The organism is Proteiniclasticum ruminis DSM 24773, assembly GCF_000701905.1.
In the GTDB taxonomy this organism is placed as follows: Bacteria; Bacillota; Clostridia; order Clostridiales; family Clostridiaceae; genus Proteiniclasticum; species Proteiniclasticum ruminis.
In genome coordinates this window covers 1-21,304 of record NZ_JNKC01000009.1, presented here as the reverse complement: position 1 = coordinate 21,304, position 21,304 = coordinate 1, and the positions used below count along the sequence as shown (strand labels likewise).

Here is a 21,304-nt window from a genome sequence, read left to right as displayed (position 1 = left end):
ATCCAAAGTCTTTTCCCCATTTTTCCCTGTTAACTTTCTATGAACTGCCTTTCAAACCACTTTCGGTTGAATGTATAATAAACAGATTATCCCCCAAAGGAATCCTTTCTCTCTGAAACAGGAAGGAACCTAGGAAGCATCCCATGGAGGAAGACATTAACTCCATGGATAACATAAAGGAGAGTTTTAGTATCGTGCAAAGAATCAGCATCGCCCCCATGATTGACGTCACCGATCGTCACTTCAGATATTTCACAAGGCTTCTCACAAAAAAAGCCATGCTCTATACCGAGATGATCACCAGTAACGCCATCCTCCATGGAGACCGGAAGAAGCTTCTGGATTTTTCTCCTCTTGAAAAACCCATCACCCTGCAGATTGCCGGCTCAGATCCCAAGGAGATTGCAGAGGCCATTAAAATTGCAGAAGACTGGGATTATGATGAGATCAACTTAAACGCCGGCTGCCCTTCTGACCGGGTCTCAGGAAATGATATGGGGGCCTCCCTCATGGCTTATCCGGATCTTGTGGCTGAAATCCTCTCTGAGGTAAGAAAGGCCACAAAAAAGCCCGTCACCGTGAAGTGCCGCATCGGCATTGATGGCACCAGTGTGCTGCCTGAGTCTCTGCCCCGGGTGATTCTCGATCAGTACGAAGATCTTTCGTATTTTGTGAAGACGTTGAAAGATCAGGGCACAGAGCATTTCATCATCCACGCAAGGATTGCCATCCTTGCTGGACTCAGTCCCAAGGACAACCGGGAGATTCCACCCCTTCGCTATGAGGATGTGTACCGCATCAAAAAAGAGTTTCCAGATCTTTTTGTGGAGATCAACGGTGGCATCCGGACGGAGGAGCAAATCAAAAGCCACCTGAGACAGGTGGATGGGGTCATGATTGGCCGCGCCGCCTATGAGAATGCCTATCTTCTTTCAAAAGTGGACGCACTTCTTCCTGGAGAAACCTCCTCTTCCCCCACAAGACGGGAAGTCATCGAGAACTTTCTCCCCTATGTGACCCAGTTTGGGGAAGACAAACGGACGGCCCATCATGCGCTGAAAAACACCTTGGGTCTTTTCCATGAAAGACCTGGAAGCAGACTCTGGCGCCAGCTTGTGAGCAGCTCTCTTCACCCGGATCTGACCGCAGAAGACGTGCTCCGGAAAGCCCTCAGAGAACTGCCCACGGAAAGCCTCGATGAAACTACCCTGTACTAGCAAAAAGACCAAGAGAATCTGTAAGGGTGATCCTTCCAGGTTCTCTTTTTTTATGGTGGTAAGACTCCATAAGAAATGGAGTGCACTTGGATATACACGCGTGTCGAAAATTTATTTGAATTTCGAAGGAATATTTCGTATTTATCCACAGAATACCGATGCTATTTTTAATCATCTGGTAGAATATGGTTGTAAAAGCCAAAATATGACAAATCAATGACAACGTTCTTGTGTCTAAAACGTACTATTGCTATACTTATCACAGAATTTCAACCTCTGGATAGGTTCTTTTTTTTCATCTTAAATATTCAGAATTGACATTCAATTGAATCATAGGAGGGAATATACTTGAAAAGACACATGGTGAAATTCACATCCGTTCTGCTGTCGCTGTTTCTGTTGTCGTCCAGTGCCCTCACAGTAAAAGCTGCCCCTCTGGTACCCAAGGAGGCCTTAAAGAGTCCAGTAAGCACCTTGTGGGACACCACCCTCACCAGCATCGCAAAAAGCAAAGGCGACATCCTTTACGAAGATGATGATGTGGTTCGTCTTCTCATCGAAGTCACCGGTAAACCGGTCATCGATGCCGCGACTGAAAGAGGTGTCTCTGTAAAGGATCTGGCAAAAACTCTAAGAAAATCCATCACAGACAAAAACCGGGCTTCCCAGAAATCCGTCAAGGATCTCATAAAAGCTGCAGGAATCTCTCTCAAGGAACTGGAAACCTATGATACTATACTGAATGGATTCAGTATTGAAACCACTTACAAGAACTTAAAAACCATCAAAAACCTGAAAGGCGTCACCCACGTATCCGTGGCCCATACCTTCTCAAGACCTGAACCTGATATGAACAGCAGCACCGAAATGGTCAACGCCATCAAAACCTGGACAGATACAGGATATAACGGCGAAGGCATGGTGGTGGCCATCATCGACACAGGGATTGACCCATCCCATAAGGATATGATCCTCACAGATGAAAGCAAAGTAAAACTCACAGCATCTACCTTAAACGGTCTTCCTGGAACCTACCGCACAGCAAAGGTTCCCTATGGCTACAACTATATGGATAAGAATCAGGAGATTCTTGATTTAAGACCTGGCGCTTCCATGCACGGCATGCACGTGGCTGGCACCGTCGGCGCCAATGGAGATCTTCTCACTGGCGGCATCAAGGGTGTAGCCCCTGAAGCTCAACTTCTTGCCATGAAAGTATTTGGAAACAATCCGTCCATGCCCTCCACCTTCGGAGATGTCATCGTAAAAGCCATCGATGATTCTGTGGCTTTAGGCGCAGACGTCATCAATATGAGCCTTGGCTCCACCGCTTCTTATGTGGATGAGAACGATCTGGAGCAGGTGGCCATTCGAAATGCCATGGAAAACGGCGTCATCGCAGCAGTGTCCGCCGGTAACTCAGCCATGTTCGGAGACGGCTTTGACAATCCTTACACTGAAAACCCAGACATCGGCGTGGTGGGTTCTCCAGGTCTTGCTCCTGAAACCATTCAGGTGGCTTCCATTGAGAACAATATCATCACCGCCAATGCCCTGTCTTATTTCTACGCAGGAGAAGAACTCCTTGCTCCTTATATCAGCGCAGGCCCTAAAGACCCTAAGGATGTCTTCACCGGAAGAGTTCCTTATCTACATGCAGGTCTTGGAGGAACAGAGGATTTTGCCGGACAGGACTTCACTGGAAAAATCGCCCTTATTGAAAGAGGCAGTTACGATTTCACAGCAAAGATCCAGAACGCATACAATAACGGCGCCAGCGGCGTCATCATCTACAACAGCCCTGCTGGCGGAGATGGCCTCATCAGTATGCGCTATCCTGAAGGCATCAGTATTCCAGCAGTCTTCATCGGAAGATCCCATGGACTGAACCTTGTGGAACTCTTGCAGACAGAAGGAAACTATGTGGCTTTCTCCGGTAAACTGGCAAAAGCTGGAAATCCGGCGGCTGGGAACTTATCCTTATTCAGTTCCTGGGGCGCTACACCGAACCTGGATTTCAAACCTGAAATCACCGCCCCTGGCGGCAGCATCTGGTCCACAGCCCAAAACAACCAGTACCAGAGTATGAGTGGAACCTCCATGGCAGCCCCTCATGTGGCTGGCGGATCTGCCCTGGTTCTTCAAAGAGTGGATGAATACTTCAATTTATCCTCTTCAGAAAGAGTCCTGATGGCAAAGAACCTTCTCATGAACACAGCCATCGCCCACCACGATACCGGAGCATACAACAGCTCCTACGGAACCGGTGACTACAACTACACTTCTCCAAGAAGACAAGGCGCTGGCGTCATGGATGTTTACGCCGCAGTGGTAAGCCCAGCCGTCGCTTATGAAAAAACATCAGGCATTGGAAAAGTCAGCTTGAAGGAAATGAAGGATGTCACTACATTCAAAGTAGACGTGAAAAACCTGTCCGATGAAGAAGTGACCTATGTGCCAAGAGGCACCGTGCAGACGGATCTTTCCGACGGTGAGTATAACTACCTGGAAACCCAGGGAGTATACTTAGATAGCACCCTGGAAGAATATGGACCAAACGGACTATACTCCGGTGAGTATCCCATCTATTTCAGCGAAGACTCTTTAACGATTCCAGCCGGAGAAACAAGAACCCTCACAGTCACCGTAGACGTGACCAATGGTGTAGACTGGTACTACGGTGCGCCTTTAGCAGAAGTCTTCCCTAATGGAACCTTCCTGGAAGGTTTTGTGGTCCTGGAAGACCCCGAAGAAATGAACCCCACCCTCAGCATTCCTTACATGGGATTCTATGGACAATGGGATAAAGCTCCTGTGGTGGATCAGAGCATCTATGAAGGCAGAAGTTTCTATGGCATCACTACTCTGGCCTGGTATGATCAGCCCAATGAGATGTTTGAGTTCCTGGGTGTGGACCTTAGTGGCGTAAGAGACAAAAATACCATCGCTTTCTCTCCAAACAGAGACAAGAACCGCGATGATGTACTTCCTCTTCTTTCCTTCTTAAGAAATGCCAAGGACATGGAACTGAATATACTGGATGAGAGCGGAAAAGTCATCAGAGCGCTCTACAAGGACAGTAATCTTACAAAGAACTACTATGACAATGGTGAAGGAACTATGTACACCGCAAGCCTCGACTGGATTTGGGATGGAACCGCCGGAGGCAAGCTTGTCAAAGACGGAAACTATTTCTATGAGGTAAAAACAAAGATTGACTTTGAAGATGCCGCCTGGCAGAGCGTGAAGTTCCCAGTGAAAGTGGACACCAAGAAGCCGATGAAAGAAAGCCTCACCTATGATGAAGATGCCAAGACCCTCACCGTAAAAGGAAAAGATGAACATAGCGGCATCTATGCCTACGTTCTGGAAATCACTGGAGAAGAGCCTGTGGCAAACAATACAGGAATCTTCGATTTCACGGATATGACCTTAACCAAGAAATCCACCCTGAAGATTTATGACTTTGCAGGCAATGTGGAAACTCTGGATCTCTCTAAAGAACTGAGAAAGATCATGAAACCTGTAAATCCAAGTCTTCCTGGTATTCCCGTACCAGAACCCCCAGCCCCACCTGTATCTTTTACGGAGCCAAAGGCCCCTCTAGCCGGTGATGTGGATGCACCGGTGGTTATGATCGAATCTCCTGAGTTCTTTGAAACTGTCACTTCAAAAATGGTGACGGTAACAGGAACAGTCTCTGATTCTTCACCACTAGAATATCTGAAGATCGACGGAAAGAATGTGCTCTACAGATGGAACGCAGCCAGCGGCAAGTGGGTCTTCAGTCACACACTGCTCCTAGAGGATGGATACCGTTCTTTAAGAGTGGATGTGAAAGACAAAGCCGGCAATCAGCTGGACTTCCTCCACAAGATCTTTGTAGACACAAAGAAACCTGTCATTACGCTTTCAGAATCTCTCCCAAGAGTCACAAAAGAAGCCTCCATCACCTTGAAGGCTCTGGTGACAGACAACCTGCCGGATCTGAAAGTCACTTTGAACGGCAATATGCTGGTGAACATCAAAGAGGACTGGTCCTATTTTGACAGTCTCTCCCCTGCTTCTTACACGCTTGATGAAACCATTCCGCTGAACCTTGGAAACAACACCATTCTTTTAGAAGCGGAAGACAGTGCAGGAAACCTGACAAAACTGACCTATACCATAAAACGTAATAAATAAACTCAACCATAGAGAAGACCCCGGAGGGCACCTGCATCTTTTGCAGCCCTTTCCGGGGTCTCTTTCATGGGGTATATAGTAAGCTCAACGAAAGGACCATAGGTTTTCCTAGTAGCCAAACTCCTTTAAGATGGTACCCGTCTTCAGCCCCAAAGCCTCCTCAATGAGGGTGCAGTGGACCCTGGGGTCTGTGACTCCTTCCACATAAAGATCCGCAATCCCATGGATGAGAATCTTCAGCATATAGTCCGGATACTTAAGATTCAGATATCCCTCTTCCACCCCTTTTTGGAGCAGCACTTTTGCATGCCGAAGAGCCAGCTCCGAAAGACTGGTTTTCACCAGCTCGAAAAGCCCCGGATTCTTCGGCGTGATGCTCATGATCGCTGGATGCTCCTGAATGGAAAGAAAGAACACCTTCACCACCTGAGCAAGACGCGTATGGAAGGAAAGCCCTTCCATAGAAAGCAGCGTTCTGATCTCCTTTTCGACGCCTTCGGAAAAACTCTCCACCACAGCTGCCACCAGCTCCTCTTTAGATCGGAAGTAGTAGTAGATGAGGCCCTTGGCCACGCCCATGGTTTCTGCAATATCATTCATGGACGTCTTCTGGATGCCCTTTTCCTCAAAAAGCCTCAGAGCTGTTTCGAGTATTTCCTGTTTCCGTTCCTCTGGATGTTTTGTTATACGCATAAGACGCCCTCCTATTCCACAGATTTTAGAGAAGCAGCCATATCAATGTTCTGAAGCTTCTTCGACATGAAGAGATTCACGAAAACCGAGAAGGCCATGGTGAGCACCATGGAATACAGGAAAGACAGAACATGGATGTTCCTGCCGAACATCATGGTGTCAATCTCCATGGTACGGATGACAAAAAGGTGCAGACTGAAGCCCAGAAGAAGACCCACCAGGCTGCCCACAATGGTTAAAAACACATTTTCCCGATACACATAGGACGCCACTTCCTGATCCCGGAATCCCAATACCTTGATGGTGGCAATCTCTCTTAGTCTTTCGGTGATGTTGATGTTTGTCAGGTTATAGAGCACCACAAAAGCCAAGGCTCCTGCAGCAAGAATGAGAATCACAATGACATAGTCCAGTGACGCGATGCTTTTCTCAAAGTCCTCCTGGATGCTCTTTACCATCACCGTGGCCAGCACTCCATCACTTTCCAGAAGCCGCTCACTAAGAGCCGTCTCCTCTACCTGAAGGCCTTCCCGGTACCGGAAGGCACCGGCATTAAATTCCGGCTTTCGAAGCGTAAGGCTTTCAAAGGCTTCCGGAGACATATAGATATAGTGTGCAAGATAATTCTCTGTGATGTCCGTCACCGTGAAGGTATAGGTTCTGTTTTCCGCATCCTGATAGACGAGTTCTTCCCCTTCTGATATCCCTAGAAGATTGGCCAGTTTTTCTGAAATCACCGCTCCTTTTTCGGGCAGCGGAATCTTCTCCTGGGACGCGCGGTCATGAAGATCAATGAAGCTTGCAAAGGACGCCATCTCTTCAGGCACCATCAGTGTCACTTCATACTCTCTCGTTCTTCCCGGCAGATGCACTCTGATGCTTTCACTTAAGAAAGCCCCATAGCGCTCCACTTCTTCTTGTTCTCCAAGAATTTCAGAAAGGTTTCTCTCTCCTTCCTCCTTGTCCATATTCAGAAGCGCCAGTCCATCATAAAGGAAAATCTCCTCAAACTGTTTGCCCATGATGGCATTGACAGAGTCTTTGATGCCAAAGCCTGTCACAAGAAGGGCTGTACAGCCCGAGACACCCAGCACCGTCATGAGAAATCTCTTTTTATAACGGAAGATGTTTCTAAAGGTCACCTTGTAGGAAAAACTCATGCGCTTCCAAAGAAAAGGCACTCTTTCCAGAAGAATTCTCTTGCCTGGCTTTGGCGCTTTGGGCATCATAAGATTCGCCGGGGTTTCCCGAAGCTCCGAAAGGGTAGCGAATAAGCTCGCGGACACCGTGGTGAACACTGCAATGGCCGTGGAGAGAAGTGCCAGATCCAGATGAAAGGGCGTCAGCACATAAGGCGTATTATACATGGCCCCGTACACCGTGATGATGATATAAGGGAACAGCTTGAACCCAATGGAAAAGCCCAGGATGCTTCCAAATACACTGGCTAAGAGCGCATAGCTGATATATTTCATGGCGATGGTAAAAGTGGTATATCCTAAGGCTTTCAGTGTGCCGATCTGGACCCTTTCCTCCTCCACCATTCTTGTCATGGTGGTGAGACACACCAGGGCCGCCACCAGGAAGAAAAACAGCGGGAAGGTGGTGGCCAGAGACCCCAGCCTGTCCGCATCATTTCCGAGAGAACCGTAGCCCGGGAATCCTTCCCGGTCATAGACAAACCATTCTTTAGGAATCTCCAGAAGGGCACGCTCCGCATCAAGGATTTCTTTTTCTGCATCGTTAATCTTCTTCTCTGCGTCAGCTTTCTCCCGGGCAAAGGTTTCTTCTCCTTCACGAAGCTCCGCCTTTCCTTTCTCCAGGTCCTCTCTTGCCTCTTCCATGGAGGCTTTGAAGGTCTTTTCTCCCTCCTCCAAAGCTTTCTCTCCATCTTTTAAGGTCTTCTCACTGTCGTCCAGTTTCTTTTTGGCTGCATCAAGCTCCGCTTTTCCAGCATCCAGCTCCTTCTTGGCCTCTGCCAGTTCCTTCTCCCCTTCCTGGTATTCCAGTAAGCCTTTCTCATAGGAGGCTTTACTCTCTGCCAGGGTCTTCTGTCCTTTTTCATAGGCAAGGACGCCTTCTGAGTAGTCTTTTTTCGCACTTTCCAGAGTGTCTGTGAGCTGAATGATGCCGCTGTCCAGGGCAGTCCGTAAGGTGTTCACAAGATTCGGATCATTATAGGGAACACTCTCTTCCAGAAGCCTTGCAAGGTCCGGCGAAAACACCCGGATGTCCTCGATGATCTGTTTGTACTCTTCCTCTGTCAGTTCTCCACCCGTCTCCGGAAGGCTGGCCCGGATGTCTTTTAACCCCTGAAGGGCACTCTCCAGAAGTGCAATCTGTTCCTTGGCAGAGTCCAGCTGCTCTTTGGCAGAAGCAAGCTCTCTTTCTCCTGCATCAATCTGGTTCTTCGCAAGATCCAGGGTGCTCTTGGCGCTTTGCATCTCTGCCCGTCCATCCTGATACTCGTTGTACCCCATCAGCCACTCTGTATAGCCATCAAAGTACGCTTCTCGGCCTTTCACCAGGGCTTCCTTTCCATCCAGAATCTCCTGACGCTTATCCTGAAATTCCTTAGTATACTTCTCCTTTTCCGATAGAAGCTTCTCTTCTCCATCCTGGATCTCTTCCCGGGCTTCTAGAAGCTCTTCCTGGGCATCTGCAATCTTCTTCAGGGCATCATTTTTTTTAGATAAAAACTCTGCACGCCCTTCTTCCAGTTCCTCCCGGAGGTCTTTGGTGTCCCTTTCCATGGCCAGCTCTCCCAAAGCGGAAAAGGAGGATAGAAGAGGTTCATGATAGGTCTTATATCCTTTAGAATAGGCTTCCAGATCATCAGACTTCACGGTCTTCACAAAAAGATCCGTATAGTGTTCCATAGAAAAGTCCTCTTGGGGCACATAGGCGAAATAATCAATGGAGCCGTCTCCGATGTTGGTCTGTCCTCTTTGAAAACTGATGTAGAGGGGGGACATGATAAATCCCACCACTTTGTAGGTATCCTCCTTGATGAAATCAGAGAGAACTTCCCCATTGGGCAGAGAAAGAGCTACTTCATCTCCCAGGGAAATGGAGAGCCCGTTTTTCGCGCCCATTTCCAGAAGGATCTCGCCAGAGGCTTCCGGCATTCTTCCTTCCAGCACTCTGGGCTCATTGAGAAGCCCCTCTTTCCTCATATCATAGCTGAACACTTTTGTCACAGCCGTTTCCGCAGAGGACGACACAAAAAGATCCTTGCTGTAGCTTCTCAGCACCTCAAGCACCTCTTTTGTCTCTTCTACAGCTGCAAGGTCTTCCTCCTGATACCCTAAGGGGTTATATATCCTGAAGTTCGCCAGGTTATAGTCTTTATAATAGGCATCCGCCGACAGCACCATGTCCGGTTTGGTGGCATTGATGCCCGAGAAAAATCCTACGCCCAGGGCAATCATCACCAGAATGGAGAAAAATCTCGCCTTGCTGCCCGTAATGGCCCGATACAGGTCTTTCTGAAACGCATTCTTCGCCATTACCACTCAATCCTTTCCACAGGCACAGGATTCTCATTGACATAAAACTCCCGGACCTTGCCGTTCTTCATGCGGATGACCTTATCTGCCATGGCCGTAAGAGCCGCATTATGGGTGATGACCACCACGGTGACGCCACGCTCTCTGGAGGTGTCATGAAGCAGTTTCAGGATGTTCTTTCCTGTCTGGTAATCAAGAGCTCCCGTGGGTTCATCGCAAAGAAGAAGCTTTGGGTTTTTTGCAATAGCTCTGGCGATGGCCACCCTTTGCTGCTCCCCGCCAGAAAGCTGAGAGGGAAAATTGTTGGCGCGTTCTGAAAGCCCCACCAGGTCCAGAACCATCTCCGCGTCCAGGGGGTTCTTTGAAATCTGGGACGCAAGCTCCACATTCTCCACAGCGGTTAAGTTCTGCACCAGATTGTAAAACTGGAACACAAATCCGATGTCAAATCGGCGGTACTCTGTAAGCATCTTCCGGTTATACTTGCTGATGTCTTTTCCGTCCACCAGGATCTTTCCGCCATCGGAGGTATCCATGCCGCCCAGGAGGTTTAACACCGTGGTCTTTCCAGCCCCGGAGGCTCCCACCACCACCGCAAAGTCTCCTTTTTCTATGGAAAAGTCCACACCGTCCACGGCAGTGATGGTGACTTCTCCCATCTTATATCGTTTCTGGACATTCTCCAGTTCTATAAACGCCATTTTCATTCACCTTTTCTTTCACTTAGTATATACTTTATTTTATCACTGACTGACCGATAGTCAATGAAGAAACCCTTAAATATTTCAGAAAGAAAACGTGTCTTTTTTGTTCTTACAGGAGAAACCTCCTCACCTTGTCTTTTAAATAAGGATATGGAGAAAAGCAGTCCTTTTCTCAACCTCTTTTCAAAGCTTCTGTTGTCACCATAGGCGATTCTAGCTATAATGAGAATATATAGTAAATTATCTGAATTTAAAGAAGATTATCCAATGCCTGATCGCGTGGGAGGAATAGAAATGGAGAATAGAATCAAACTGGGACTGGTGGGCTTAGGCTCCATCTGCAGAAAAGCTTATATGCCTGTACTCTCCAAGGAAACCAAATGGACCTTAGTAGGTGGGTATGCCAGAACAAAAGAAAGACGGAATGATTTTGAAAGAGAATACCGGGTCAAAGCCTATGAAAGCCTTACAGCTCTTTCTGAAGATGTGGATGCTGTCATCATCAATGCTTCCACAGAAAGTCATTTTACCTTGGCGAAATTTTTCCTGGAAAAAGGCATCCATGTGATGATTGATAAGCCTCTTGCACCTACGGTGGAGGAATGTGAAAGACTGGTCTTCTACTCCGTCCATCATCAGGCAAAACTCATGGTGAACTTCAACCGAAGATTCGCCCCCCTTTATCAGGCGGTGAAAGACGAAATCACCCCCACCTCTCTCATCCGGATCGTGAAGAACCGTTGCGGCCGCATCGGACCAGAAGATGCCCTCTTCACACTGAATGATGACTACATCCATCTGGTGGACACCGCCAGGTGGATGGTGGACGGAAAGCTCATCATGGAGGACGGGAACATTGAGGTGAATGGAGACAATCAGCTCATCTATGCAAAGCACAGATTTGTAAGCCCGGAAGGGCTTCAGGTGGAAACGCTCCTTCATCGGGACTCCGGAAAGACTCTGGAACTCATGGAACTGGTGAAAGAAGGAAAAACCGTCCGAGTCATCGATCTTGCCACCATGGAGACGGACGTGAAGAACGAAACCAGAATCAAATCCCCTTCCCAATGGGATACGGTGGAAAAGGTAAAAGGCTTCAGCGATGCCATCGATGCCTTTTCTGATGCCATTCTATTAAATAAAGAAATGCCTTCCTCCGGAATGGAAGCCCTGGCGACCCAAAGAGTCATGGATTCCCTTTTACGGGGTATCTGATTATTTTTAAGGCTCTATATGAAATCCATGTTGATAATTCATAAAATGCAATGATGTGATTATATGAAGCAAAGATATACCAAAGGATGTGATTACAATTTATAACTATCTCTATGTTCGAGCAAAAATTGGAGGGTTTCTAACCCCACCAAACTACAAGGAACTGATTGATAAGTATGCTCAGGAAGGCTGGAGATTTGTTGCAATGATTCCCGCTGTATTTGGTAATTATGGGCAAATGAAAGAAGTAGATTTGGTTTTTGAAAGACAAGAATAGTTGTTAGTATAAATCCCAATTTCAACACTATTCACAAACAGAGCCATTTTTAAACAGGGAACCCCGACAATCACGAAACAGTACTTCACTGTTCAGAGAATGTCGGGGTTTATTATTTTCTTTCCTTGTTTTTGTTCTACTTACTTCTCAAAGGATATTCGGAATCCTGTACCCATAACACCATTCATCTCAGTGCCATCCTTACTATACTGATAGATTTCATCGGAAGTCATGGTCACGCCATAGTTCTTGAGCTTGACGACAACTTTGAATAAGTCTGTTTCAAAAAGTTCCTCTGGAAGGTTCACAGTAAAAGCTTTGTGGGCAAAACCGTAATCATGTTCTGGATCAGGAAGACTAACTTCAGATTCTTTCATCTCAAGCCTCCTGATCTCCTCATTCTTGCCATTCAGGACCACTGCAGATACTTCTTTTAAAGATTCTAAATAGACAGCACTCTCTTCTGTGACTGCGGTGAGATCCATCACAATTTTCTTATCGGTTTCTTCCAGACTCATGCTGCTGATATCAATGGCAACGTACTGCTCCACATAGATTTCAGGAAGCTTTTCCTGAAGTGAACCTTCTTCTGTCTCTATGACAGCGTAGACCTGATTGTGTTCTGCCACATCAAAGGGCAGAGAAGCTGCAAATGAACTTTCATTCTGCGCTTTGGCCTCCACTTTATCATATCCCGACACCACATAGTATGTGCTCCCTGGCTGCAGCATTTTGGGGACCAGTGTGACATCCAGCATGAGCTTACCGTTTTTGAAAGAAAGTTTGGTTTCTGAGGAAGCCAAAGCACTGGCTCCTTTTTTGAGCTCTTCCATGATCCGGTACTCCATGCCACCATCATTAAAGGAAATGGCGGAGATGGATCCTCTAATGTTCTGAAGCTCCAGCTCAAGGTCTGAAAGCTTATGCCGCAGACTGAAATTATTTACGAGGAGCAGTAGAAGCGCTCCTAAGACGAGCAGTATCTGACCTTTATTTCTTTTATCCATGAATAAACCTCCAGCTGTTTCTACTAATGCTTACCTCCTATAGTATCATACTATCTTCTATCTCTCTCTATAAAATGACAGAAAGATCATAAAAAATAGAACTCCAGCGTACTGTATTCCTTTCAGGAATAGGGCACTGAAGTTCTATCTTCTCTTTTTTCTTTTTTACTTCAGCGGCTGAAGCTTTGCTGTGAAGTGTCTTAGGATTTTAGGTTCCCAGGTGATCTCATACCCTTTTAAGGAGTCCTTTCTCTTTTTGATTTCAATAAGAGCCTCCACAATCACATCCAGATGAGACTGGGTATACACTCTTCTTGGCACTGCCAGCCTAGTGAACTCAAACTGAGACTCCAGCTGCACTCCTGTGTCCGGATCGTTCCCCAGCATATAAGAGCCGATGTCACAGCCTCTGATGCCCGCTTCCAGATAAAGCTCAATGGTCAGCGCCTGACCTGGGAACTCATGATAAGGAATGTGTGGCAGAAGCTTTTTTGCATCCAGGAATATGGCATGACCTCCCGCTGGAGTCTGGTGTGGGATGCCTGCTTCTGTGAGCTTTGATGATAGGTATTCCATCTGACCGATGCGGTATTTCAGGAAGTCTTCCTCCACCCCTTCCTGAAGACCAATGGCCAGAGCTTCCAGATCTCTTCCAGCAAGGCCGCCATAGGAAATGAATCCTTCAAAAGGTATGGTGTTGGCTTTGACCTTCTCAAAAAGATCCGCATCCTCTTTCACCCCCACAAGACCGCCAATGTTCACAATGGCATCTTTTTTAGAGCTCATGGTGAAGAGATCTCCGTAACTGAAAAGCTCTCTTGCGATCTCCCGGATGGATTTATCCCCATAGCCTTCTTCTCTTCTCTTAATAAAGTGGCAGTTTTCAGCAAATCTTGCTGCATCAATGACCACCTTGATGCCAAATCTCTTGGCGATCTCAGAGGTCTCTTTGATATTTTTCATGGAAACCGGCTGTCCTCCAGCACTATTGTTGGTCACCGTGATGATGATGGCTCCCACATTCTCTTTGCCGTACTCTTCGATAAGCCTCACAAGACGCTCATTGTCCATGTTGCCTTTAAAAGGAGCATAGGACTCTGTATCAAGAGCCTCTGGCACAACACAGTCCACAGCCCTTGCTCCTGCAATCTCCACATGGGCTCTGGTGGTGTCAAAATGCATGTTGGAAATGGATACCTTCCCTTCCCCCAGAAGAATCGGCATCACCACTTTTTCTGCCGCCCGTCCCTGATGCACCGGCTGAATGAAGGTATAGCCAAAAATGTCCTTCGCCGACTCCTGAAGACGGTAAAAACTCTTGGACCCGGAATAGGACTCGTCCCCCCTCATGATGCCTGCCCACTGGTCCGCACTCATGGCACCGGTGCCGCTGTCTGTAAGAAGGTCAATATAGCAGTCTTCTGCTGCCAAAGAAAAGACATTATAGTTTGCTTCCTGGATCTTCTTTAGCCTTTCTTCTCTTGTGAGAATCTTGATGGGCTCCACCATTTTAATCTTGAAAGGCTCTGCAAAATACTTTACGCTCATTTCTAAATTTTCCCCCAACTTCATTATTTGTGCTTTTATAAAAAACTACAGAATGGCCACGACCTCAATTTCAACCAGTGCATCCTTTGGCAGTCTTGCCACCTGGAAAGCACTTCTTGCTGGATAGTCCCCGGAGAAGAACTCTTTGTAGACTTCATTCATCTTGACAAAGTTTACCATGTCACTGAGAAAAACCGTGGTCTTCACAATTTTATCCATATTGGACCCCGCTTCTTCTAAAATGGCCTTGACATTCTTCAGGCACATTCTGGTCTGAAGGGTAATGTCGTTTGCCACCATCTCTCCGGTTTCTGGATCGATGGGCAGCTGGCCTGACGTATAGATCATGGTGCCTGCTATGATGGCCTGTGAATAAGGCCCGATGGCACCGGGTGCTTTGCTGGTTGCGATGACTTTTTTCAACTCGTATTCCTCCTTGATTTGTAAATGTTTACAAACTCATTATAGTACAGGTTCCTTTCCTCATACAAGGACAAGTTCCGGAAATGCTCTTTCAAAAATTATACCACAAAGACAGAAAGACCCGCTAAAAAGCAGGTCTTCACAGTTTTTCTAATCTATACTTCGTCCATAAAGAAGGGTGGAGAAAAACATCCCATTTTGGCAGATATCTCTCGCAAGGCTTCCTTCTTCATAGAATCCGAGATTTTTGTAGATCTCCTGAATCTTGAAATGATCTTCCCGGACCCGGAGATTCACCTTTCGGATGACGCCTTTGCCTTTACAAACCAGAATCATTCTGGCGATGAGCCCTTTCCCCATAGTGCTCACATGTTCATCCGTTCTCAGTGCCAGGGTGATATTCCCCACATGCTTGTACTTTTCAGCACTTTTCTTCGTGAGCACCACGATCCCCTGAAGCACTTCATCCTCCAGTCCCAAAAGAAGGTTTCCTGTGCCGAAGGTTTCCTGGAAGGTCTCATAGGTGGCCTCCTCCAGAGGAAACTCCATCCAATCATACTCTCCATAAATATACTTGTTGACGATGATGCACTCTTTGAGAAATGCTTTCATTTCTTCCACATCTTCTGCACTGCATCTTCTGATCACAAGGTTTGTGTTTTGTTCCGCAATCGACATAGTTCACCCCAAATATCATCACACATTTTTTTGTCATTGCTCATAATTATACTGCTTTGTCATGAAATTGTAAACCATTTCTATCGGTATGATGGTACTCCTCTATGGTGATCCGCCCCTATCTTATTAACGATAAGCTTCAAGCATCAAAAATAAACCGTCATGTTCACCGGCTTCCACGTCGTTTTTGAGGCAGTATATATAACAAAAGAGCATACACCGTCTGCATGCTCTTTCTGCTCTTAAACTAATTACCGGTCTCCACCGGTTCTTCCAGCTCGTCGCCGGATGGAGGTGCCACGGGCGTTTCCACAGGAGGATCTAAGGCATCGCCTGAATCTGGATCCTCTTCCCCTGAATTTTCCGAAGGCGTCTCAGGGACCACAGCTGTCTTTTTCTTTCCTATGACGATCTGCACTCTGCCTTTTTCAGGGACTTCAGATCCTCCGGCTGGAGACTGGGAGAGGACTTTTCCGATGTTTCCATCCGCATCTTCTTTTTCAGTCACCGACACCTCATAGCCCGCATTTTTCAAAATACTCTCTGCTTCCGACCTTGTCTTTCCAACAACACGGGGCACCTGATGCTTTGTCTCTTCGGGCTTTGCCCCAAGACTCACCCACAGAGTCACTTCCTCTGACGGCTGAAGCTTTGTGGTCATTGCTGGCTCCTGCTTCATGATTATGCCAATAGCCACGTCTTCGCTGTAGCTTTTTCTCACTCGGACTTGAAGTCCCATTTCCTTGAGAATGGTTTCTCCCTCTCTTTGGGTTTTCCCCAAAAGGGAGGGCATAAGAATTTCCTTATCATCTTCTTCTGAATCAGCCTGACCAAATGGACCTGCACTCACCGTATAAATAACTTCCTGTCCTTCAAACATCTCGGTGCCTTCCATGGGTCTCTGATAGAACACAAAGTCTTTCTCCACCTGATCTGTATGTTCTGTCACGCTGCTTGGCTGAAGTCCTGCTTCTTCCAGAAGCTTCCTTGCATCCTCTTCAGACAGGCCAATGATTCTAGGCACTAAAGTTTTCTTCTCCGAGGGCTTTTCCACAAGGGGTGGCTCTTCTTCCAGAGAAGCTGTATCAATGGGTTGGGAGAGCGCTTCGCGGATCTCCTTCTGATAGGAAACAAAGCCTATGAAAAAACCTAAGGTTATCATGGCAAAAAGACCACTCAAGAGTAATTTTTTCAGCATCTTTACCCCTCCCATCCTTGTTTTCTTCTACCTTATGATACTCATCTTCTCCTACGACCCGGTGCTGACTCTGATGGTGATTCTGGTGCCCTTGGACACCTTGGAATCCACCAGGTAATTCTGGCTGTAGACTACACCTTCTGCATATCCACTGGCAGGATTATACTCGTATCCCACCTGGAAACCAAGGTTTCTCAGCTCTTTCACCGCTTCCTCTTCTTTGAGTCCAATGAGCATAGGCACCGCTACTTTTTCCTCTTCCCCCAAAAGACTTTGGTTGCTCACATAGACCCTGACGGTTTCTCCCTGCAGGATCTTTTCCTCCACATAAGGTTTCTGGAAAAAGACCACTCCTGTGGCAAAGGAAGCGTTCTTTTCCTCCAGAACTTCCATCTTCAGTTTCAGCTCCGACAGCAGCTCTTCCGCCTCTTCCTCTGTCAGCTCATAGAGGTCTGGCATTTCCACCCTCTCCGGATTTTCAATCACAGAAGGGTCTTCCTTTACAGGGTCTTCTTCTCCACCAGATTCATCAGAAGGAATCTCAAGTGATGGCAGACCGGACTCTCCAATCTCCTTGGCCAGGGTTTCTTTTAGATCATTCTGATACTTCAAAAACCCAGTGACAAAGAAAAATGTTGCAACAAGCAATATCAAAATCATAATGATTTTACTCTTCATGATACACCTCAAACTTCTTCCGTTTATTTCCGCATCTTTTCTCAAAGATACTCATACTATAAAAACAGTATAACATACCCCAGTACAGTTTTTGAACAGAAAATAGAAAACGCCCGCAAGAAAACCCTGCAGGCGTTAAAAAATCACTTATTTCCAGTTGTAGGTAATGCCATCCCAAATCATTTTGCCGGATTTCGCCAAAGAGACCAGTCCGTAGACACTGTTAGGCAGGTCCTGACTCATGATGGTAAAAATGAAATCTCCCTTCTGAAGTTCAATGAGGGTGGTGTCATTCTCAATCCCAGGCATATCTCCAGCCTTGGAGGCAATCTTGTTTTTCAGCGGCTCATCCAGGTAGAAAGCCGTCTTCTTCTTTTTGTTCTCCCCTTTTAGAAGCTCAATGATATATCTGGAATGCTCCTGGGAAAGATACTCTCCTTTTTTCAGGATCTTCCAGCAAAGAGAAAGGTCGTAGCTGGTCGTATGATTGATGGGGGAACCTGGCATGTCATTCATGGCCGTGTTCTGAAGTCCCATCTCCTCAAACTTTGACTTCAGCTCATCAAAGCCAATGAGATTCACAAGCTTCTGGGTAGCCGTATTGTCGCTCTCCACAAGCATCACAAGAATCAGCTCTCCCACAGTATACTCTCTGGAGTTCAGATGTTTCAGTATGCCGGAGCCTTCCACACGGTCTCTGCTGATGAGAAGCACCAGATCATTCAGAGAAAGTTTTCCTTCCTCCACATCTTTCATCACCGCCATGGCTACAGGCAGCTTCATGCATCCTGCTGAGGTCATTTTCACATGTTCATTGTACCCATAGATGAACCCGGATTTGAGATCTTCAAAGTAAAAACTGTAGGTCCCAAGCCGGTCTTCCAAATATCTTCTGACTTCCTTCATTTTCTATCACTCCAATTCATTACTAAGCCCATTTTAGCACAAAGAAAGACTTATTGAAAAGCATTAGATGGAAATGACATTGGTAAGTAGAAGAAGTGCAAACACAGTGGAAATGGCAATGCGGTAATAAGCAAAAATCTTCATGGGCTTCTTCTGAATATAGCCGATGAATCCCTTCACGCATAACAGCGCTACGATGAAGGCCACCACAAATCCTAGAAGAAATGCAGTCCACTCCGTAGCTCCTAAAGTGCCAAAGCCCACATCTCCCTGAAACTTCAGCACTTTTACAAGAGAAGCGCCGATCATGACAGGAATGGCCAAAAAGAAAGAGAATTCCGAGGCCACTTTAGAGGAGAGTCCGCTGATCCAGCCCCCCATGATGGTGGAAGAAGAACGGGACATACCAGGCCACATGGCGAGGCACTGGAAAAAACCGATTTTTAAAGCCTGAAGCTTTGTGATGTCTTCCACTTCATGAACATGAGCTTTCCCACGGTACTTGTTCTCCACAAAGATCAGAAGAACCGCTCCCACAAAAAGGCCAATGATTACAGGCAGTGGCTTGAAAAGATACGCATCAATGGTGTCTTCCAGAAGGAAGCCAAAAAAGGCTGCCGGCAGCACCCCAATGATGAGGGCAAACCCAAAATTCAATCCTCTTTTTTCTCCCTTAAAAAAGGAAATGGCCGCATGAAGGAGTTTCTGCCAGTAAAGAACCACAATGGCCAAGATGGCTCCCAGCTGGATCACCACATTGAACATCTTCGTGAACTCTGTCTCTGGAAACCCGATGAGATCTCCTACTAGAATCATATGCCCCGTGGAAGACACCGGAATGAACTCTGTAAGTCCTTCCACAATGGCCACCACCACAGCTCTAAAAATAAAATAAATATCCAAAAATAAATACCTCCATCTTCGATTTACGTCTATCTTCTATTCTACTAAACTTTTTTTCATAAATCCCTGAAAATCCGCTTAATTTTGAAATAAAGAAAAAGGCCTAGGACGAACCTGTGCGCTTCCCCCAATTTCTTTTTCACACAGGATCTGATCCTAAGACCTTTTTTTAGAATTTTAGTAAGGACCTGCTGCGACGATTCTTTCCGCAGCGCCCTCAAAGCGGTTAAAGTTCTCTTTGAACTTTCTTGCCAGTTCTTTTGCGGTGGCTTCATACTCCGCTTCATCCTTCCAGAGCTTTCTTGGATGAAGAAGCTCTTCAGGGACGCCAGGCACAGAAACCGGCACATCCAGATGGAAGATCTCGTCGTGGATGAACTCTGCCTTGTCCAATTCTCCACCAAGAGCCGCATCCACCATAAGCCTTGTGTACTTCAGTGGTGTTCTCTGTCCAACGCCATAGACGCCACCGGACCATCCGGTGTTGATGAGGTAAACCTCGGTATTGTGCTCGTCAATCATCTTTCCAAGAAGCTCAGCATACTCTTCAATCTTTCTTGGCATGAAAGGCTCCCCAAATAGTGCAGAGAAGGTGGTTTCCGGATTCACGATGCCTCTTTCCGTACCTGCAAGCTTTGAGGTATAGCCAGACATGAAGTGGTACATGGCCCCTTCTCTTGTGAGCTTGGAGATGGGTGGAATCACCCCAAAAGCATCTGCTGTCAGGAACAGTACCGTGGAAGGGTGTCCACCCTTCTTCTCATCTACTCTGTTCTCAATATACTCCAGAGGATAGGTGCATCTGGTGTTTTCTGTCAAGCTTCCATCACAGTAGTCTGCGATGCCTCTGTCACTGACGATGACATTCTCCAGGACAGAACCAAATCGGATGGCCTCATAGATTTCCTTTTCCTTGTCTTTGTCCAGATTGATGCACTTGGCGTAGCATCCGCCTTCCATGTTAAAGACCCCTTCTTCAGACCAGCCATGCTCATCGTCTCCAATGAGGAATCTCTTCGGATCTGCAGACAGAGTTGTTTTTCCTGTTCCAGACAGACCGAAAAAGAGAGCCGTTTTTCCATCTTTTCCCATGTTAGCAGAGCAGTGCATCGGCAGCACCCCTTCTCCCATGAGTCTATAGTTCATCACAGAGAAAATGGATTTTTTGATTTCACCAGAATACTTGGTTCCACCAATGAGCACCAATTTATCTGTGAAACTGATGATCACAAAGGCTTCAGAATGTATGCCATCTTCTTTTCCATTGGCCTTCAGGTTTGGCAGAGCAATGACGGTGAAATCGGCATCAAATCCTTCTCTGTCCTGATCTTTAATAAAAATCTGGCTGGAAAATACTGCTTGAGCCGCATCTTCACAAAATACATTGATGTCCATGGCGTGGTTTTCTGAAGCTCCCGCCTTGGCTTTGATGACGTATAACTCTTTATCCTCCACATAGGACTTTACTTTCTGAAGAAGATTTCTGTAGACCTCTTCTGATAAAGGCAGGTTGGTTTTCCCAAAGGCCACCGTATCCTTTGTCAGTTCATCCAGTACAATAAAGCGGTCCTTAGGCGAACGGCCAGTATACTGACCTGTTTCGATGAGCAGTGCTCCTTCCTTTGTGAGCCTTCCTTCACCTCTCACCACCGCTTCGTTGATGAGTCTGCACACAGAGTAGCCAGTCTTCAGCTGTTCTTCTCTCAGTCCCAATAAGTCCATTGTTGACATTCCATTTCCTCCTTAGATTTACCCTAAATATCTATAAGCTGTTTCCATCCCCATCATAACCCTGAAGAAGAAACAAACCTATATCCACCGACGAAGAAATACACTAAAAGTACAAATTTGACACTCCCACAGCTAAAGCAATGGGATTCTTGGGTGATTAAACGCCAGTCTGTTTCCAGTAGGCGAGTATGACCCCAAGCTGAGGGCATGCCATTGCCCCTCCTAAGACAGTACATTTAGTATCTTAGGCTGATAGACTTTTACCATCTATCACAGGTGCTTTAATGATATTCATTGCACCAACTCTATCTCTATGTGTTTTGAAGCCACATGAGCATTTATATTTTCTATCCCTTGCCTTGTTTTTTTCTCCACACTCTGGGCAGATTTGACTGGTATATTCGGGGCCTACATACTCTACTTTTATACCTG

17 protein-coding genes are annotated in these 21,304 nt (G+C 46.5%); 4 read left to right on the top strand and 13 right to left on the bottom strand.

The genetic code is table 11. From position 1 onward, the window contains the following. The first annotated feature begins 143 nt into the window (after nucleotides 1-143). Nucleotides 144-1,217 (top strand): tRNA dihydrouridine(20/20a) synthase DusA, encoded by a 1,074-nt coding sequence (gene dusA, locus T487_RS0110775; protein WP_207638311.1) that lies wholly within the window; start codon nucleotides 144-146, stop codon nucleotides 1,215-1,217. A 348-nt stretch (nucleotides 1,218-1,565) separates the two neighbouring features. Beyond that, a complete protein-coding gene (locus T487_RS0110770; RefSeq protein WP_081827628.1) occupies nucleotides 1,566-5,402 on the top strand; it encodes a S8 family serine peptidase in 3,837 nt (1,278 codons plus the stop codon). 108 nt (nucleotides 5,403-5,510) lie between these two features. On the opposite strand, the gene T487_RS16010 is transcribed toward T487_RS0110770, so the two are convergent. The 3 genes from T487_RS16010 to T487_RS0110755 are packed head-to-tail and all read right to left on the bottom strand — an operon-like array spanning nucleotide 5,511 to nucleotide 10,305. Beyond that, nucleotides 5,511-6,095, bottom strand: coding sequence for a TetR/AcrR family transcriptional regulator (locus T487_RS16010; RefSeq protein WP_051651673.1), 585 nt, complete (start codon nucleotides 6,093-6,095; stop codon nucleotides 5,511-5,513). Nucleotides 6,096-6,106: 11 nt separating this feature from the next. Further along, nucleotides 6,107-9,604, bottom strand: a complete 3,498-nt coding sequence (locus T487_RS0110760; RefSeq protein WP_031577108.1) for an FtsX-like permease family protein — start codon at nucleotides 9,602-9,604, stop codon at nucleotides 6,107-6,109. Continuing rightward, nucleotides 9,604-10,305, bottom strand: a complete 702-nt coding sequence (locus tag T487_RS0110755) for an ABC transporter ATP-binding protein (protein ID WP_031577107.1) — start codon at nucleotides 10,303-10,305, stop codon at nucleotides 9,604-9,606. The genes T487_RS0110760 and T487_RS0110755 overlap by 1 nt, the downstream gene beginning before the upstream one ends. Nucleotides 10,306-10,602: 297 nt before the next feature. Here T487_RS0110755 and T487_RS0110745 point away from each other — a divergent pair, with 297 nt between their 5' ends. Together T487_RS0110745 and T487_RS0110740 are read left to right on the top strand one after the other, a co-directional pair. Next, the gene (locus tag T487_RS0110745; protein WP_031577105.1) at nucleotides 10,603-11,523 is read left to right on the top strand and encodes a Gfo/Idh/MocA family protein; all 921 of its coding nucleotides are present in this window, start codon (nucleotides 10,603-10,605) and stop codon (nucleotides 11,521-11,523) included. An 88-nt stretch (nucleotides 11,524-11,611) separates the two neighbouring features. Next, nucleotides 11,612-11,800 carry a DUF4177 domain-containing protein gene (locus tag T487_RS0110740; protein WP_051651672.1) on the top strand — a complete coding sequence of 63 codons (189 nt, stop codon included), beginning with the start codon at nucleotides 11,612-11,614 and terminating at the stop codon, nucleotides 11,798-11,800. 140 nt (nucleotides 11,801-11,940) lie between these two features. Here T487_RS0110740 and T487_RS0110735 read toward each other — a convergent pair whose 3' ends face one another. The 10 genes from T487_RS0110735 to T487_RS15495 all read right to left on the bottom strand — a co-directional run. After that, nucleotides 11,941-12,807 carry a hypothetical protein gene (locus T487_RS0110735; protein WP_031577102.1) on the bottom strand — a complete coding sequence of 289 codons (867 nt, stop codon included), beginning with the start codon at nucleotides 12,805-12,807 and terminating at the stop codon, nucleotides 11,941-11,943. Nucleotides 12,808-12,972: 165 nt separating this feature from the next. After that, entirely contained in the window at nucleotides 12,973-14,355 is a 1,383-nt protein-coding gene (locus T487_RS0110730) for a tryptophanase (RefSeq protein WP_031577100.1), read from the bottom strand. A gap of 45 nt (nucleotides 14,356-14,400) precedes the next feature. Then, nucleotides 14,401-14,778, bottom strand: coding sequence for a RidA family protein (locus T487_RS0110725; protein WP_031577098.1), 378 nt, complete (start codon nucleotides 14,776-14,778; stop codon nucleotides 14,401-14,403). A gap of 150 nt (nucleotides 14,779-14,928) precedes the next feature. Then, nucleotides 14,929-15,456, bottom strand: coding sequence for a GNAT family N-acetyltransferase (locus T487_RS16005; protein ID WP_051651671.1), 528 nt, complete (start codon nucleotides 15,454-15,456; stop codon nucleotides 14,929-14,931). 247 nt (nucleotides 15,457-15,703) lie between these two features. Further along, the gene (locus T487_RS0110715; protein WP_031577094.1) at nucleotides 15,704-16,654 is read right to left on the bottom strand and encodes a PASTA domain-containing protein; all 951 of its coding nucleotides are present in this window, start codon (nucleotides 16,652-16,654) and stop codon (nucleotides 15,704-15,706) included. Between the two features lie 51 nt (nucleotides 16,655-16,705). Continuing rightward, nucleotides 16,706-17,332 (bottom strand): PASTA domain-containing protein, encoded by a 627-nt coding sequence (locus T487_RS0110710; RefSeq protein WP_031577093.1) that lies wholly within the window; start codon nucleotides 17,330-17,332, stop codon nucleotides 16,706-16,708. A 147-nt stretch (nucleotides 17,333-17,479) separates the two neighbouring features. Next, complete coding sequence (locus tag T487_RS0110705; RefSeq protein ID WP_031577091.1) at nucleotides 17,480-18,238, bottom strand: serine hydrolase; 759 nt, start codon at nucleotides 18,236-18,238, stop codon at nucleotides 17,480-17,482. A 63-nt stretch (nucleotides 18,239-18,301) separates the two neighbouring features. Continuing rightward, entirely contained in the window at nucleotides 18,302-19,141 is an 840-nt protein-coding gene (locus tag T487_RS0110700; protein ID WP_031577089.1) for an undecaprenyl-diphosphate phosphatase, read from the bottom strand. Nucleotides 19,142-19,318: 177 nt separating this feature from the next. Continuing rightward, nucleotides 19,319-20,872: a phosphoenolpyruvate carboxykinase (ATP) gene (gene pckA / locus T487_RS0110695; protein WP_031577088.1), complete on the bottom strand. Its 1,554-nt coding sequence runs from the start codon at nucleotides 20,870-20,872 to the stop codon at nucleotides 19,319-19,321. A 244-nt stretch (nucleotides 20,873-21,116) separates the two neighbouring features. Further along, nucleotides 21,117-21,304, bottom strand: a 188-nt coding sequence (locus tag T487_RS15495) for a zinc ribbon domain-containing protein (RefSeq protein ID WP_036909419.1), incomplete at its 5' end; no start/stop codon positions are given.

Bases quoted from the DNA above. Each gene is read 5' to 3' on its own strand.
- dusA (WP_207638311.1), top strand. From the start codon at position 144: ATGGAGGAAGACATTAACTCCATGGATAACATAAAGGAGAGTTTTAGT.
- T487_RS16010 (WP_051651673.1), bottom strand. From the start codon at position 6,095: ATGCGTATAACAAAACATCCAGAGGAACGGAAACAGGAAATACTCGAA.
- T487_RS0110760 (WP_031577108.1), bottom strand. From the start codon at position 9,604: ATGGCGAAGAATGCGTTTCAGAAAGACCTGTATCGGGCCATTACGGGC.
- T487_RS0110755 (WP_031577107.1), bottom strand. From the start codon at position 10,305: ATGGCGTTTATAGAACTGGAGAATGTCCAGAAACGATATAAGATGGGA.
- T487_RS0110745 (WP_031577105.1), top strand. From the start codon at position 10,603: ATGGAGAATAGAATCAAACTGGGACTGGTGGGCTTAGGCTCCATCTGC.
- T487_RS0110735 (WP_031577102.1), bottom strand. From the start codon at position 12,807: ATGGATAAAAGAAATAAAGGTCAGATACTGCTCGTCTTAGGAGCGCTT.
- T487_RS0110730 (WP_031577100.1), bottom strand. From the start codon at position 14,355: ATGAGCGTAAAGTATTTTGCAGAGCCTTTCAAGATTAAAATGGTGGAG.
- T487_RS16005 (WP_051651671.1), bottom strand. From the start codon at position 15,456: ATGTCGATTGCGGAACAAAACACAAACCTTGTGATCAGAAGATGCAGT.
- T487_RS0110715 (WP_031577094.1), bottom strand. From the start codon at position 16,654: ATGCTGAAAAAATTACTCTTGAGTGGTCTTTTTGCCATGATAACCTTA.
- T487_RS0110710 (WP_031577093.1), bottom strand. From the start codon at position 17,332: ATGAAGAGTAAAATCATTATGATTTTGATATTGCTTGTTGCAACATTT.
- T487_RS0110705 (WP_031577091.1), bottom strand. From the start codon at position 18,238: ATGAAGGAAGTCAGAAGATATTTGGAAGACCGGCTTGGGACCTACAGT.
- pckA (WP_031577088.1), bottom strand. From the start codon at position 20,872: ATGTCAACAATGGACTTATTGGGACTGAGAGAAGAACAGCTGAAGACT.